The organism is Cesiribacter andamanensis AMV16, from assembly GCF_000348925.1.
Taxonomy (GTDB): Bacteria; Bacteroidota; Bacteroidia; order Cytophagales; family Cyclobacteriaceae; genus Cesiribacter; species Cesiribacter andamanensis.
Genome location: NZ_AODQ01000033.1, coordinates 1 through 14,972, shown reverse-complemented (window position 1 = coordinate 14,972; position 14,972 = coordinate 1). Strand labels below are relative to the sequence as shown.

Genomic DNA, 14,972 nt, shown 5'->3' with positions numbered 1-14,972 from the left:
CACTAAAAGAATGCTGAACAGCAGTTCTGCTGTATCCCTTTTATGCTCGCCACCCGCGGAGACCGCCCTCAAGCCCCGGAGCAAGCAGCTGAAGGATTCATTGGAGACGATAGTAGAGCTTGATTTTTTGCAGAATTGTATGACAACCGTAACAGAAGACCATAAAAAGGAAGCGCATGCTTTTTATAAAGAGGCCCTTACGCTACTGAACGAAAGCGGGGCCAAATACCTGATGGGTGGGGGCTTTGCCATTTTCCACTACACAGGCATTTACCGGGATACCAAAGACCTGGATATCTTTTGCAAGTCCAGCGAGTACCCCAAGATCATGAAGAAATTTGCCGAAAACGGCTACCGCACCGAGCTGACCGATGTGCGCTGGCTGGCCAAGGTTTTCAAGGGCGATCACTTCATGGACATTATTTTTGATACCGTCAATAACATTTGTACCGTAGACGACAGCTGGTTTGAGCATGCCACCGAAGGGGTGCTCTTTGATACCCCCGTGCTCTACCTGCCGGCCGAAGAGCTGCTCTGGTGCAAAATTTATGTGCAAAACCGGGAACATTTTGACGGGGCAGATGTCAATCATATACTGCTACGCTGGGGCAAGAAGCTGGACTGGAAGCGAATTTTGGATCGGCTGGACCAGCACTGGCACCTGCTGCTGGCCCAGATCATTATGTTCCAGTTCATCTACCCGGCCGATTACCGGGAAATAGTGCCCAAATGGCTTTTTGATGAACTCATGGAGCGGGCTCAGCAGCAGTATGACCTGCCCTCGGCCAAAGAGCGGGTTTGCCGGGGTCCCATCATCGATCAGACCCAGTATAAGATCGATATTAAAGAATGGGATTACAAAGTGACCACCATTATGACCGTATAATAGATTATGGCTGAAGAGACTAAGGAAGCAGGCAGAAAAACACGCATCGCTGCCGTAGGCGACATACATGTAAAGGAAACAGATAAAGGGAAGTGGGTAGATTTCTTTCGAAAAGCCTCCGAGCAGGCCGATGTGCTGGTGCTCTGTGGCGACCTTACCAATACCGGCGATGAAATGGAAGCCGAAGTGCTGGCCGGTGAGCTCAAGGCCTGCACCATACCGGTAATAGGGGTGCTGGGCAATCATGATTATGAAAAAGGGCGCCACAAGCTTATCCGGGCTACCCTGCAGAATGAGAATGTACACATTCTGGATGGAGAGGCCTATGTGGTGGGCGATGTGGGCTTTGCCGGCGTAAAAGGCTTTGGCGGGGGCTTTGATAAGCACATGCTCTCCATGTTTGGCGAGGGTGCCATGAAAGCCTTTGTGCAGGAAGCGGTAGAAGAAGCCCTGCACCTGGAGCGGGCCCTTACCCGTCTGGACAATGAGTACGACAACCTGAAAAAGATTGCCGTCATGCACTACTCGCCGGTGAAAGATACGGTGGTGGGCGAGCCCGAAGCCATATTCCCCTTTCTGGGCTCCTCCCGCCTGGCCGAACCCCTCAACCGGAAGCAGGTAATTGCCGCCTTCCATGGCCATGCCCATATTGGCACCCTGGAAGGACATACCTCTGCCGGTGTAAAAGTATTTAATGTTTCAAAGCCTATTCTGCAAAAGGCAGGTTACGAGTGCCCCTTTTATCTTTTTGAAGTGTAGCAGGGTATTTGTGTAGCCTCGTCATTCTGCCCGGCACCGGGACAAAACCTGCAGGAACTAGTTGTTTCTGCAGGTTTTGTGCTTTTCAGCCATAACCACAGCCCCTTCTGCCGAGTTGTGAGAATGGGAACAGAGGAGTGGCCAGCTGCCAACTACCCCCCTTAGGCGCAACTTTACACCCAACATGCCCGAGCAATATAATTCTTCCAGAAGAGGAGCACTGCCCCGAAACCTTAGCCGCAGCGGGCAGCCTTACAGAGCAACAACCCCCGGTGCCCGCACCAGCCTATCCAAAACTACCGCTCGTACAACCCGCAAAAGCAGCCGTACTACTGCCCGGCGGAGTAGTGCCAGGCCCAGGGGCAGGGCCGTATCAGGGGCGCAAAACCAGCTCAAAAAGTTTAAACAGGGCTCTATACTGGCCATTGCCATCACAGGTTTTTTGCTGATGCTGCTAACCCCCGGCGAGGCCGGCTATGCGCAGGAAGAGCAGGGCACTGCCACTGCCGATACGGTGATTGTGCAGCAATATTCTGCCGGTGAGTCTGAGGTTGAACCGCAGGCAGAGGCAGAGGCCGATACGGCCGCATCCGAAGAAGCAGATGAAGAGGTTAATGGCGGCATAAGCCAGGTAGCCCGGCAGGAAGCAGTAGGGGCCGTACAGCGTCTCTGGCGCAGCTTTTACAGCAATTTGCCTAAGATATTGGTAGCGCTGGGCATTTTAGTGGCTGCCTGGCTCTTTGCCCGCCTGGTGCGCTGGCTGCTGGGCAGGCTTGTGAAGCGCTGGGAGCGGGCCGGCGCTACTATTGCCATTACCAACATCATCATCTGGCTTTTTGCCATAGGGGTGGCCATCAGTGTGCTGGTAGGCGATATCCGGGCCATGGTGGGCTCGCTGGGCCTCATTGGCCTGGCCCTGTCCTGGTCGCTGCAAACCCCTATTGAAAGCTTTACGGGCTGGCTCTTCAATTCCTTTAAGGGCTATTACCGCATTGGCGACCGCATCAGCGTAGGCGATGTGGTGGGCGATGTGTACAAGATCGATTTTCTGACCACTACCGTCTGGGAGATTGGCTCCTCCTATCGGCAAAGCTACCTGGAAGCTGAGCAGCCCACCGGCCGTCTGGTGACCTTTCCCAACAATGAGGTGCTGGCTGGCTCGGTCGTCAACTACACCAGCGATTTCCCCTATGTATGGGATGAGCTGATCGTAGGCGTGGCCAATGAGTCCGATATTCGCCTTTCCATGCAGGTACTGGAGCGGGTGGCTACCGAGCTGCTGTCCGACTACATGCGTGAGCCCGCGCAGCAATACAGCCGCATACTGCAAAAAGCAGGCCTGGAGTTTCCCGTCTCGGACACGCCCCAGGTGTTTCTTTCCACCACCGATTCCTGGACCAATGTGATCATTCGCTACCTGGTAGGCGCCCGGGAACGCCGCAAGTGGAAAACCGAACTAATTCTGCGCACTGCCGAAGAAACCGCCAAACCGGAATATAAGGACAAGATTATTCCCGTATACACCCGCCAGCAGATACAGCTGCTGGATATTGAAGGGACCCCCGTGGAGCTGGACAGCTACCGGGATGATGACGAATAGCAATGATCTACAGGAAAAAAAAGAGGTTGAGCGATCCCCCTGGTGGCACAGGCCTCTATTACCTGTTAAGCATCTCCACCTGCGTAACCTCCAGATAAACGGGTCCTCCCTCTACCGGGTAGCCTGATATTCTGGTGCCGCTAATCCGTACGCTCTTGCCTATGTAGGTATCCAGATTCAGAGATGTGCTTTGAAGGGCATAGAGTAGTTCCCCATTTTCTCCGTTCAATACATGGGTGCCATACATAAAGTAACTGGCTTCCAAAGGCTGTAGTTGGCCGGTGGCCTGCAGAGGTGGCAGTTCCATGGCATTTTCCTCACAGGCGAGGCCCACAAATAAAAGCAGTATGTAGAGTAGACGCATAGTCATAGAATATAAGGGATTGCCTGTAGGCGGTCTACTGGATAAGGAAGTGTATTCGCATATACCGGAAATGCCGGTATCAATCAGGAACCCTGCTTATCCTATAGACCATGTCAGCTAAAAAAGGGTTGGCCGCGCCAGGCAGTACCTTAAAAATAAAGCCAGTTCCGGTCACAAAGACCGGAACTGGCTGGAAGCAGACACCTAAACAACCTGCCGCTGCAGATCATCCATCTACAGATGGGAGGCTGCTGGCATAAGCTATCCCTGGGTCCTGTTCATGAGCTAACCGCTCTGCCAAACTCTACAAAAAGAAGGAGGCTAGAGAGTCCACCCCCTTGAAAAATCAGTCTCTGTAAACACTGCCGGAGGCGTTGTCTTCAAAGGTATTGGCTGTTTCAAAATCGGTGTTCAGTACGGCGCTGCTTCTGTAGTAGAGGCCATAGCCGGGGCTGTGGGCCAGATGGGTATTGCGTATTGTAAGCTTGCTGCTGTAGGGTACGTATACATTGGCCTTTACTCCATAGCTTACCGCGCTGCCGCCATATTCCACCACTGCATGCTCCAGCAGGTTCAACTGGTGGGTGGAATGAATGGTTATGCCCTTCCAGGCGCCGGGCTGCTTGCTGATGCCGGAAAAGGTTACTTTCTGATGGGCCGTGCCGGCTGCATGAATGTAAGCGCCTGCCTGGCTGGTTACTTCAATATACTGGTTGTCACCCATTTCAATGGTGGTGCCGGGGCTTAGTTTCCAGCCGGTGCGCACCGATAGCGAGCCGCTGGTATAGCGGTAGCTGTAGGCAGGCCATACCACTTCGGCAGCCCCCTCGATCACGCCGGTAAATACCTCAATACCCCCTTTGGCATTTTCGGTAAAGATAGAAGCACCATCGAGCTTCTGCACTTCGGTGGCGGGCAGGTAAAGACCTGCTTCAGCATGCTGGCTAAAAGTATTGCCGGCAAACTGGTGAAGCTGCGCGCCGCTGGCTACATATACCCCATAGCCGGCATTGTGGTGCAGGTGGCTGTTTTTGAGGCTGAGCTTGCCGGTAGTGGAGCCGGAGCCAAACAGGCCAATGGCCGCTTTTACACCATCAAACAATTCACTACTGCCGGTATGGGCTATTTCTACCCATTCCAGTACACTGGGTTCCGTACTGGCGTACAGGCTAATGCCTCTCCAAAAGCCTGCCTGAGCTGTCTGGCCCCGGAAAACAATCTTTTTGTTGGCCTGTCCTATGGCGGTGATCATGCCGGGGGCGGCCACATCAATTCGCTTGCCCTGGGCTACTTCTATCACTACGCCGGGTGCAATGGTCAGCAGTGCTTCTATCTCAATGTCGGCGTAAACCCGGTAATCGGGTATGGCCGGGTCAGAAAAAATGTCAGCCAGGGTAGTGGGGGTAGTTACGGAGCCCAGCACCAGCGTTTCCTTTGGTTCTTCGGTCGGAGGGGTTTGCGGGCCGGGGGCCTGATCGTCTTTGCAGCTGGTAGTAAAAAGGAGGCCGCTGCAGGCAGCCAGCATTAAAAGTCTGGTTTTCATAAAGTGAAAAATTGAAAAATGGATAAGGGTTAAGTATCAATTCTTCACAAAAGTAGAGGTGGCTACGCACACCTTTGTTACCGCTTATGTAATAAATATTATTATTTTAATACTATTATAGAACTAACAAAATAGCGCTGTTTTTGAAATATTCTTCTGCGCCAACGCTCTCTGATGAGGTATAAAGCAGCTCCTGCCGCAGTTGAGGAAAATAGTTGTTTGCTGAAGGGGGTGGCTGTCTATTGCCAATTGTCACTTTCGGGGGGGCAAGCAGAGAGATCTACCTGCTGAATCCGCCCAGGCGCAGCTGCAGGCCGATGGTGGGCACCACCCTTACCCCCTTGAAGGAAAACTGCTTGCCGGCCAGCAACTGATAGCTGCCATAGTTCTGATAATAGACCGCTACTGCCGGCAGGGCATAGAGAAATTTGTAGCCGATCTTGCCATTGACAAAGGCCCCAAAAGCCGGAAAGTTGCTGCGCTCCGTTACCGGGTTGATGCGCCGCACCTGATCGCCCACCCGCTCATACAGCTCATCGGGCGAAAAGCCATAGCGGAAAAACGAATGGTGGTAGACCAGGCCCCAGGAAATATTGCCAATCTCCTCTTCCGGCCCAAAAGAACGACTAAAGATCAGGGGGATCACCAGATCCCGGCGCCGGGCGGTAAAGTCCAGCAGGGGTACCAGTCGGTTTACATTAAAACGCTTCAGGATGTTGGCTTCCTGGCCGGAGTACTGCAGCCCAATGCTGCCATAGAAATTGCCGATGCCCGGATTCTCAGGGGTGCCCGTAGGCCCCATAAACTGGTACATGGCATCCAGCACATGCACGCCAGAGGCAAATTTATAGCCCACATCCAGGCGGGTGACGGGCCCATAGCGCACATACAGATCAAAGGCCGGCCCCACCGGGTCCAGGGCATAGGCCGTTAGGGCCTGGGCAAATACATCGATCTGCTGGTCGTAAAAGACCGAATCCCGGCCGGTTACTGCATCAATGGCGGAATTGGTGATATCGTCCAGCTGGCTCAGGGGGGCGCTGGCCAGGTTGGCGCCGGTATTCAGGCCAATCTTAAACTCCCCCCTGGGGGTTACTTTGCCGGACTGAATAATGGAGCGGGGTGCGGTGCAGCCTACGGCCAGCAGCAGGAGCAGCAGCCCGTATATCGGAATGTAGGGATAGCGGATTTTCATCATCTTCTTTTTTTACTACAACCCCATAGGATTGTCTTAAAGAAAGAAGAAGGGGAGCCCGTATGTTTGGGGCAGGGGCAGAAGATTACTGTATTTTTCGGACCGACAGCTGTCGCCTGCGCTCCATGCGCACAAAGAGGGGGTAGATCAGCACCGCCGACAGAATAATGGCCGTGCCCCAGAAAAAGCCGGCCGTAAGCTGCTCATGCTCCCGAAAGATGATAATGGCCAGGATAATGCCGTAGATCGGCTCCAGGTTCACCGTCAGGTTTACCGTAAAGGCGCTCAGGCGCTTTTGCAGCTCAACCGACACTGAGTAGGCATATACGGTGCACACCAGGGCCAGCACCAGCAGCGCGCCTACATCTCCCCAGCTAACGCTCAGCTGCAGGGCACCCCCTTCGGCCAGGGTGGCGATGTAAAGCGGAAAAAAGAGGGCGATGGCTCCGCAGGCCCCCACCATTTCCCAGAAAGTGATCAGAAAGTGGTTGTGCTGCACCGTAAGCCGGCTGTTGATCACTGTAAAGGCCGAGGATAGAAAGGCTGAGGCTACCGCCATGGCCAAGCCCAGCGCATGGTTAAACTCAAAGCGGAAGATCACATACAGGCCCAGAATCACAATCAGGCCCAGCAGCAGCTCGTACCATTTAAAGGGGCGGCGCATCACCAGCGGCTCCAGAATAGAGGTCCACAGGCTGCCCGTAGCCATGCCGGCCAGGCAGATGGAAACGGTGGACACCCGGGCGGCGGCAAAGAACAGAATCCAGTGCGCCGCAATCAGTATCCCCGTCAGCAGCATGCCCGTGGTGGGTCCCCCTGCCTCGCCAGAGCCCGATCTTGCGGTACTGCAGCAGAAGCAGCAGTCCGCCGGCTGCCAGCAGGGTGCGGTAAAAAACCATTTCTACAGCCGGAATGCTGATGAGCACCCCCAGAATGGCCGTAAACCCCCAAAGCAGCACAATAAAATGCAGCTGCACATAATCCTTAGGCTGAGCACTCATATACTAGCGCGGCACGTTGCGGTAAAGAACCAGTCCAATAATAGCAAAAAGAATGTTGGGGATCCAGACGGCCAGCTGCGGGCTCTGGATGGTGTTTGATTCGGCCATGCTCTTGGCAAATACAAACAAGATAATGTACACAAAGGCCAGGCCAAAGCCCGAGGCAATGCGCAGTCCGCTACCGCCCCGGCTCTTGCGGCTGGACATGATCACCCCAATGAAGGTAAGCACAATGGCAGCAAAGGGCGACATATAGCGAACATATTTCTCAATCTCGTAGATCACAATATTATCGGCGCCGCGGGCGGTAAGCTCATCAATGTAGTCCTGCAGCTCGGGCAGGGTAAAGGTTTCCTGCAGGTGGTAGGTGCTGCCAAAATCTTTGGGAGTGATGGCCAGGGTAGTATCCATCTGGGCGCCCTGCTCGTAGCGCTCCTGGCGCCCGTCTATCTCCCGCCGCTGCCACTCCCGCAGCACCCATTTTTCTTTTTCTTCGCTCCACTCCATGCGGCGGGCTGTAAGCTTGGCCTCCAGCTGGTTGTCCTTAATGGTTTCCAGTGTAAAGCGGTAGCCTACGTTGGCCTCGTTGTTGTAGCTCTCCAGGTAGGCATACGACTGGGGGCCTATCTTGATGTGAATGTTGCGCTGATCGAAGCGGAAGGGCTTTTTAATGTAAGCCAGCTCAAAGGCCACTCGTTTTTTGTTGGCATTGGGCAGAATGTAGCCGGTGAGGGCAAAGCTAAGCGCCCCAATGATGCTGGCCCCCAGCAAATAAGGCACCATCATGCGCCTGAAGCTAACCCCACTGCTCAGAATGGCAATAATTTCGGTATGGCCGGCCATCTGCGCCGTCACAAATACGGTGGCGATAAAGACCGTAATGGGGGTGATGAAGTTGGCGATGAACGGGATAAAGGCTGCATAATAGCCCAGGATCTCGCCTATGCCCAGGTTGTGCTTGATGAACTCGTCGTTCTTCTCCGTAAGGTCAATCACGCACACTATGGTTACCAGTATGGCCACCACAAAAAAGAAGGCGGAAAGGAACTTCGTCAGGATATAGCGATCCAGTATTTTCATCCGAAATAAGTTATAGGCTCAAAGGACCGGATGATGCCGCCCGGCTGCTTTTCAAGGGAGTACAAACTGCTGCATTGCGCTTTCATCAGAGCCGTTGCATAAGGGTTGGGATTATCCGCTCCTTCCAAGCAGAAAACGTACCAGCCTTGATTTGTTCCCGCGCCTGGCCCACCAGCCACAAATAAAAGCTCAGGTTGTGCACCGAGGCAATCTGCGCCCCCAGCATTTCCTTGCTGTGGATCAGGTGGCGCAGGTAAGCCTTTGTGTAGAACGAGCTGGCATAATTGCTCAGGCCCGGGTCTATGGGGCTGAAGTCCTGCTTCCATTTTTCGTTGCGGATGTTGATAATGCCCTGTGTGGTAAAGAGCATGCCGTTGCGGGCATTGCGGGTAGGCATTACGCAATCAAACATATCCACCCCCAGGGCAATGCACTCCAGGATGTTGGCGGGTGTGCCTACCCCCATGAGGTAACGGGGTTTGTCGGCCGGTAGTATGCCGCACACCAGCTCGGTAATGCGGTACATCTCCTCGGCCGGCTCGCCCACCGACAGGCCGCCTATGGCATTGCCGGCCCGGTTCTGGCTGGCAATGAACTCGGCCGACTGCTGGCGCAGGTCGCTATAGGTGCTGCCCTGCACAATGGGAAAGAGCTGCTGCTCATAGCCATAGTGGGGCTCGGTGCTGTCCAGCCGCTCGATGCAGCGCTTCAGCCAGCGGTGGGTGAGCTCCATGCTCTTGCGGGCATACTCATAATCGCTGGGGTAGGGGGGACACTCATCAAAGGCCATGATAATGTCGGCGCCGATGATGCGCTGAATGTCCATGACCCCTTCGGGCGTAAAATCGATCTTGGAGCCATCGATGTGCGAGCGGAACTTGACCCCCTCTTCGGTAATTTTGCGGATATCGGAAAGGGAGAACACCTGGTAGCCGCCGCTGTCGGTGAGAATGGGCCCGTCCCAGCCGCCAAACTGGTGCAGGCCGCCGGCCTTGTACAGCGTATCCAGACCGGGGCGCAGGTACAGGTGGTAGGTATTGCCAAGAATGATCTGTGCGCCAATGTCCTGCCGGAGCTCCCGCTGGTGCACGGCCTTTACGGTGCCCGCCGTGCCTACGGGCATAAAGATGGGGGTTTCAATAGTCCCGTGGCCGGTGGTGAGGCGGCCTGCCCGGGCCCGGCTTTTGGGGTCAGTAGTTTCCAGCGTAAACTGCATGTGTTCTTTGGGGGCCAATCAACCCGCAAAGGTATCTGTTTGGGCCCTATTTACCAATCAAAGTCAGGAGTATCGGGCCCTAAAAAAGGGGGGTATCACTTTTCTTTGTGGCAGTGTAATATCTGCGGGGATTAGTTGTGAAAAAGGTCGAAAACTCCTCTTATATTTGAACAGTTAAATCTCACCCTGTTACATGTCGGTAGTGTCTGAAGGATTGTTGGTCCTCTTTGGTGTTGTTGTACTCATTCAGCTGTATTACTACTTACTGCGCTTTGGCCGGGTAGCCTGGTATAAAAAGCCGCAGGTAGCCGCCCGTCCGCAGGTACCTGTTACCATCATAGTCTGTGCCAGTAACGAAAGCCAGAACCTGAAGCGTCTGCTGCCCCGCCTGCTGGAGCAGGACTATGCCCATTTTGAGGTGCTGGTGGTGGATGACCGCTCCACGGACTATACCCATACCTGGCTGGAAGAAGAGAGCCGAAAAGATCCCCGGGTGCGCTCCATTCACATTGAGCAGACCCCCAACCACTTCACCCCTAAAAAGTGGGCCCTCACCATGGGCATCAAGCATGCCGCCCATGATGTGGTGCTGCTGACCGATTCTGACTGCCAGCCCAACAGCCCCTTCTGGCTAAGCCATATGGCGGCCAAATTTGAGAAAGAGGGCATGCAGATCAACCTGGGCTACTCACAATACCACAAAAAACCAGGTTTTCTGAATGCCTTTATCCGCTTTGAGACCCTCTTTACCGGCATGTTGTACCTGGGTGCTGCCCTGGCCCGTTCACCTTATATGGGGGTGGGGCGCAATTTGGCCTACCGCAAATCGTTCTTTCTGCAGCGCAAGGGCTTTATGGAACACCGGGGGGTACTTAGTGGTGATGACGATCTTTTTGTAAATTACAACGCCAATAAACGTAATACCACCGTTACCATAGGACCGGAAGCGCTGGTGCTGTCCATTCCTAAGACCAGCTGGGGGGAGTGGTACAGACAAAAACTGCGCCACTGGTCGGCCGGGAAACTCTACCGGGCAGGTTCCCGTATGGGACTGGGGCTATTTATGTTATCGCAGTGGGTATTCTGGATAACTTTTGTGCTACTGCTGAGTTTATGGATTGAGCCCTACCTGGTAGTGGGGGTGTTTTTGTTCCGAACCCTCCTGCTGTACTATTTGCTGCTGCAGGGCAGCAAGAAACTCGGAGATCCATTCCGCTGTTGGTATTTGTTGTTGTTGGATTTTCTGATGATGGTGTACCAACTGGTGGTAGGCGTAACGGCGCTTTTCACAAAACAGACTAAATGGAAGTAAACAGCAATAAGAATTTTTCTGCCAAGGCACTAGAAGACTTTCGGCTAATTGATCAGGCCCTTCAGGACAAGGACCAGACGGCCTATGGCGAACTCATGAAGCGCTACAAAATGGCCGTTTACCACATGATCCTGAAAATGGTGCGCAATGTGGATGATGCCGAAGACCTCACCATTGAAGCCTTTGCCAAAGCCTTCAAAAACCTGCACAAGTTCAAGCAGGATTATACCTTCAGTACCTGGCTCTTTCGCATTGCCACCAACAATGCCATTGACTTTATCCGCAAAAAGCGGCTCAAGACGCTCAGCCTCAACACCACCTTTAAGAATGATAGTGGCGATGATGTGAACATTGATGTGGAGGACGAGACCCTGAACCCACAGCAGGAAGCCATCAAGACCCAGAAGATTGAGCTGGTGCAGATGTTTGTGACCAAGCTGCCGCCCAAATACCAGCGCCTGGTGCGCCTGCGCTATTTCGATGAGCTCTCCTACGACGAGATCGCCAAGGAACTGGATGCCCCCCTGGGCACCATCAAAGCCCAGCTCTACCGGGCCCGGGAGCTCATGTATGAGCTGGTAAAGGATAAGAAGGATCAGATTTAAGACTGAATAACCACCACAGCGGCGGACCACCCCGCCCTCCGGGCACCCCTCCTAATTCAGGAGGGGAATTAAGCCTCTAGAAATTACTTGATCTTTCTGCTCTTTGCTATCAGGTCCTAACTAATAGTAGAACCCCTAAAAGCTTCAGCAGCAGTGATTCCCCTCCTGAATTAGGAGGGGTGCCCGGAGGGCGGGACGGCCCGCCGCTGCGGTGGTTAATCAGCCTAATTTTTACCCCCATGCAAGACGGAGCAGCCCTTATCAAAAAATACTTTCCCGACCTTAGCCCCGAGCAGGAGCTGCAGTTTGGTCGCCTGCAGGAGCTGTATGAGGATTGGAACAGCAAGATCAACGTCATCTCCCGCAAGGATATCGACGAGCTCTATGTGCGGCATGTGCTGCACTCGCTGGGCATCGCCAAAGTGCAGCCTTTTCTGGCCGGGGCACAAATCATGGATGTAGGCACCGGCGGCGGCTTTCCGGGTATTCCCCTGGCCATCCTGTTTCCGCAGGCCTCTTTTTACCTGGTGGATTCCATCGGCAAGAAAATCTCAGTGGTGCAGGGGGTAGCCGAGGCCCTGGGCCTGCAGAATGTGCGGGCCGAGCAGATCCGGGCCGAGCAGGTAAAGGGCCAGTTTGATTTTGTGGTAAGCCGGGCCGTAACCCGCATGAAGCCCTTTATTGGCTGGGTAGAAAAAAAGGTAAAGCAGGACTCAAAGCACCCCTTGTACAACGGCATTCTCTACCTGAAAGGCGGCGATCTGGACGAGGAGCTGGATGAAACCGGCCTCAACTACGCCATTTACAACCTGCCCGATTTCTTTGAAGAAGAATTTTTTGAGACCAAGAAAGTAGTGTATGTACCCCTTTGAGTGGACGTTATAGCTTTTGCAGCTTGAAATACCCCAGGTGCAGTACGTCTTCCTCTCCCAGGGGGGCGGGAGTGATCTGGAGCCGATACGCCTGCTTTAGCTCCGGTGCCAGAATATCCCTCACCTGGTAGAGCTCATCCACATCTACACCGTATTTGTCATCTACATGAGCAGTGGCTCCCGTAAAGCCAGTGTGCTTGTAAAAGGCGGTCTGGCGGGCTTGTCGGATGGCGGTGGCCGAATCAGGGGCTATCAGCAACAGCTTGTAGTGAAACTCATCGAACTGGGCCTGCTTGTAGCCGCCCAGGTTCAGAAAATAGAGATGTATAAGGGAGGCGGCCTCCGCGGGCTGGCTTTCATTTCTGGGCACTACCGCTATGCGGTACTGGCCAACCCGCGTCACCTCCCGCCAGGCATCTACATGCAGGCTGCCGCCTGCCTCCGGCCAGAAGGCCTTTAGGGCCGGCACCAGCTCCCTTGCCGAGTTTCCGATGCCAAAGAATACATCGTGTTGTTCGGTTGTTCGGCCCGCTGGCCGGCAGCCCAGCAGCAGCATGAAAAGTTTTGGTGTTTGCATTATCGGGAATTCAGGAAGCACTAAATTACCACTTTCTGATTTCCCTTTTCCAGCCATCTCCATGAAGTACCCCTTTCTTTTTCTTATTCTTCTTCTCGTAAGTTGGAGCTGCAGCACGCCCGAGTATCGCTATGAGGGGCAGAAGATGAAAGGGGTAAGTCTGGTGGCTCCTTCACAGCCCATGGATTCGGAGCCCCTGCAGGAACTGCAGCAGCTGGGGGTGGAGTGGGTAAGCCTGATGCCCTATGCCTTTGCCCGCCCCGGCGATACGGTGCTGCACTTTAATGTAGAGCGCCAATGGTGGGGCGAGCGGGATGAGGGGATCATTGAATCGGTGCGCCTGGTGCGGGAGGCCGGCATGCAGATTATGCTCAAGCCGCACATCTGGCTGCAGGGCGGGTTTCATGGCGATATTCAGTATGAAAGTGAAGAGGAGTGGCTGGCCTGGGAGCGTGCCTATACTGGTTACATCCTGCACTTTGCCCGGCTGGCCGATAGCCTGCAGCTGCCGCTCTACTGCATAGGCACAGAGCTGAAGCAGCACACCCGCCAGCGTCCCCACTACTGGCAGCAGTTGATCGATGCGGTTCGGGAGGTATACGGCGGCCAGCTCACCTATGCCGACAACTGGGATAGCTATGGGGAGTTTCCGCACTGGGACCGCCTCGATTACATTGGTATTGATGCCTACTTCCCCCTGAGCCAGGCCGATCAACCCAGTCTGCAGGCACTTTCGGCCCACTGGCAACCCCATCTTGATGCTATTGGCACGCTTGCCAGCCAGCAGCAAAAACCCGTGCTGTTTACCGAATGGGGCTACCGCAGTGTAGGGGGCGCTAGCCGGGAGCCCTGGCGCTCCGATACAACAGGCCCTGCCGATCTGCAGGCGCAGGCAACAGCCTATAAAGCCTTCTTTCAGACCGCATGGCCGCAAAAGTGGCTGGCAGGCGCTTTTCTCTGGAAGTGGTATCCCCAGTTGCCCCGCCGCCATCATCGCCTCCAAACCGACTACACGCCGCAGGGAAAACCTGCACAGGAGGTGGTGCGGGAGTATTATGCCAACTAGACACGGGCGGGCCATTTGGGATTGGGGGATAAATAGGGTATGTTCGGGTAGAAGAACTTTCTATCCGCTTTGCTATCCTGTGCCCTTAACCGGCGTACCGGGCTTGTCCAGACCTCTACCTGTGCCTATGAACGCAATACCTTTTCTGCTTCCGATTCTCCTGCTGCTATCGGTTGCCTGTAATAAAGCGGAAGAGAAGCCCCAGCTACCTGAGAACGTTGATTTTGATATGATCCGGGGAGTAGATGCTTCCTATATCCCTGAGATCAGAGCCGCTGGGGTAACTACCCGAAACAGGGCCGGCCAGCCAGAAGACATGCTGACGACCCTGCAAAAAGAAGGGGTCAATACCATACGCTTGCGGCTCTGGAAAGATCCGGCCGACGGGCATGCGGGTTTTGAAGAGGTGAAGACTTTTGCGCAGGAGATCCGGCAAAAAGGCATGCGGGTATGGCTTACAGTCCATTATTCCGATACCTGGGCCGACCCGGGCCACCAGACCAAGCCGGCACAGTGGGAGGGCATCTCCTTTGAGCAGCTAACAGACAGCGTGTACCGCTATACCCAGAAGATTGTACAGGAGATCGGGCCCGACTACATCCAGATCGGCAATGAGATCAATGGAGGGATGCTATGGCCGGAGGGTCGGCGGTCCAACCGCAGCCAGTTCCTGGCCCTGGTAAATGCTGGGGTACAGGCAGTGCGGGACCATTCCGATGATAGCCAGATCATGATCCATTATGCCGGCTACCAGAATGCAGCCGGTTTTTTNGAAGATTTTCAGCAGACAGACTACGACCTCATTGCTCTATCCTATTACCCCTCTGGCACGGCAAAGATCTCAACGACCTGCAGGCGCGCCTGACCGCAGCTGGCCGGCAATTTGGCAGAGGTAG

The 14,972-nt window shown here is 54.4% G+C and carries 16 protein-coding genes; 8 read left to right on the top strand and 8 right to left on the bottom strand.

The window, feature by feature from the left end; genetic code table 11:
- The first annotated feature begins 139 nt into the window (after positions 1 to 139).
- From ADICEAN_RS08175 to ADICEAN_RS08165, 3 genes are all read left to right on the top strand, one after another.
- Entirely contained in the window at positions 140 to 886 is a 747-nt protein-coding gene (locus ADICEAN_RS08175; protein ID WP_040396552.1) for a nucleotidyltransferase domain-containing protein, read from the top strand.
- Positions 887 to 892: 6 nt separating this feature from the next.
- Positions 893 to 1,645 carry a metallophosphoesterase family protein gene (locus ADICEAN_RS08170; RefSeq protein ID WP_009195098.1) on the top strand — a complete coding sequence of 251 codons (753 nt, stop codon included), beginning with the start codon at positions 893 to 895 and terminating at the stop codon, positions 1,643 to 1,645.
- A 184-nt stretch (positions 1,646 to 1,829) separates the two neighbouring features.
- Positions 1,830 to 3,245: a mechanosensitive ion channel family protein gene (locus tag ADICEAN_RS08165; protein ID WP_040396551.1), complete on the top strand. Its 1,416-nt coding sequence runs from the start codon at positions 1,830 to 1,832 to the stop codon at positions 3,243 to 3,245.
- A 58-nt stretch (positions 3,246 to 3,303) separates the two neighbouring features.
- On the opposite strand, the gene ADICEAN_RS08160 is transcribed toward ADICEAN_RS08165, so the two are convergent.
- From ADICEAN_RS08160 to tgt, 7 genes are all read right to left on the bottom strand, one after another.
- Positions 3,304 to 3,552 carry a hypothetical protein gene (locus ADICEAN_RS08160; RefSeq protein WP_152426354.1) on the bottom strand — a complete coding sequence of 83 codons (249 nt, stop codon included), beginning with the start codon at positions 3,550 to 3,552 and terminating at the stop codon, positions 3,304 to 3,306.
- A 403-nt stretch (positions 3,553 to 3,955) separates the two neighbouring features.
- Positions 3,956 to 5,152 carry a right-handed parallel beta-helix repeat-containing protein gene (locus ADICEAN_RS08155; RefSeq protein ID WP_009195095.1) on the bottom strand — a complete coding sequence of 399 codons (1,197 nt, stop codon included), beginning with the start codon at positions 5,150 to 5,152 and terminating at the stop codon, positions 3,956 to 3,958.
- Between the two features lie 280 nt (positions 5,153 to 5,432).
- Positions 5,433 to 6,347 carry a hypothetical protein gene (locus ADICEAN_RS08150; RefSeq protein WP_040396550.1) on the bottom strand — a complete coding sequence of 305 codons (915 nt, stop codon included), beginning with the start codon at positions 6,345 to 6,347 and terminating at the stop codon, positions 5,433 to 5,435.
- A gap of 85 nt (positions 6,348 to 6,432) precedes the next feature.
- Positions 6,433 to 7,056 (bottom strand): EamA family transporter, encoded by a 624-nt coding sequence (locus ADICEAN_RS08145; RefSeq protein ID WP_316928516.1) that lies wholly within the window; start codon positions 7,054 to 7,056, stop codon positions 6,433 to 6,435.
- The gene (locus ADICEAN_RS23710; RefSeq protein ID WP_316928515.1) at positions 6,995 to 7,348 is read right to left on the bottom strand and encodes a hypothetical protein; all 354 of its coding nucleotides are present in this window, start codon (positions 7,346 to 7,348) and stop codon (positions 6,995 to 6,997) included. Before ADICEAN_RS23710 ends, ADICEAN_RS08145 begins: the two co-directional genes overlap by 62 nt.
- Positions 7,349 to 7,351: 3 nt before the next feature.
- The gene (locus tag ADICEAN_RS08140) at positions 7,352 to 8,428 is read right to left on the bottom strand and encodes an LptF/LptG family permease (protein WP_009195092.1); all 1,077 of its coding nucleotides are present in this window, start codon (positions 8,426 to 8,428) and stop codon (positions 7,352 to 7,354) included.
- 85 nt (positions 8,429 to 8,513) lie between these two features.
- The gene (gene tgt, locus ADICEAN_RS08135) at positions 8,514 to 9,644 is read right to left on the bottom strand and encodes a tRNA guanosine(34) transglycosylase Tgt (protein WP_009195091.1); all 1,131 of its coding nucleotides are present in this window, start codon (positions 9,642 to 9,644) and stop codon (positions 8,514 to 8,516) included.
- A 193-nt stretch (positions 9,645 to 9,837) separates the two neighbouring features.
- Between tgt and ADICEAN_RS08130 the strand changes: the two genes are divergently transcribed.
- From ADICEAN_RS08130 to rsmG, 3 genes are all read left to right on the top strand, one after another.
- Entirely contained in the window at positions 9,838 to 10,956 is a 1,119-nt protein-coding gene (locus ADICEAN_RS08130) for a glycosyltransferase (RefSeq protein ID WP_009195090.1), read from the top strand.
- Complete coding sequence (locus ADICEAN_RS08125; protein ID WP_009195089.1) at positions 10,947 to 11,561, top strand: RNA polymerase sigma factor; 615 nt, start codon at positions 10,947 to 10,949, stop codon at positions 11,559 to 11,561. Before ADICEAN_RS08130 ends, ADICEAN_RS08125 begins: the two co-directional genes overlap by 10 nt.
- Positions 11,562 to 11,800: 239 nt before the next feature.
- A complete protein-coding gene (rsmG, locus tag ADICEAN_RS08120) occupies positions 11,801 to 12,433 on the top strand; it encodes a 16S rRNA (guanine(527)-N(7))-methyltransferase RsmG (RefSeq protein WP_009195088.1) in 633 nt (210 codons plus the stop codon).
- Positions 12,434 to 12,440: 7 nt separating this feature from the next.
- On the opposite strand, the gene ADICEAN_RS08115 is transcribed toward rsmG, so the two are convergent.
- Positions 12,441 to 13,010, bottom strand: a complete 570-nt coding sequence (locus ADICEAN_RS08115; RefSeq protein WP_040396549.1) for a DUF1543 domain-containing protein — start codon at positions 13,008 to 13,010, stop codon at positions 12,441 to 12,443.
- A 61-nt stretch (positions 13,011 to 13,071) separates the two neighbouring features.
- Here ADICEAN_RS08115 and ADICEAN_RS08110 point away from each other — a divergent pair, with 61 nt between their 5' ends.
- The gene (locus ADICEAN_RS08110) at positions 13,072 to 14,076 is read left to right on the top strand and encodes a glycoside hydrolase family 113 (protein WP_009195086.1); all 1,005 of its coding nucleotides are present in this window, start codon (positions 13,072 to 13,074) and stop codon (positions 14,074 to 14,076) included.
- Positions 14,066 to 14,941: a glycosyl hydrolase 53 family protein gene (locus tag ADICEAN_RS08105; protein ID WP_083879695.1), complete on the top strand. Its 876-nt coding sequence runs from the start codon at positions 14,066 to 14,068 to the stop codon at positions 14,939 to 14,941. Before ADICEAN_RS08110 ends, ADICEAN_RS08105 begins: the two co-directional genes overlap by 11 nt.
- The last annotated feature ends 31 nt before the right edge of the window (positions 14,942 to 14,972 follow it).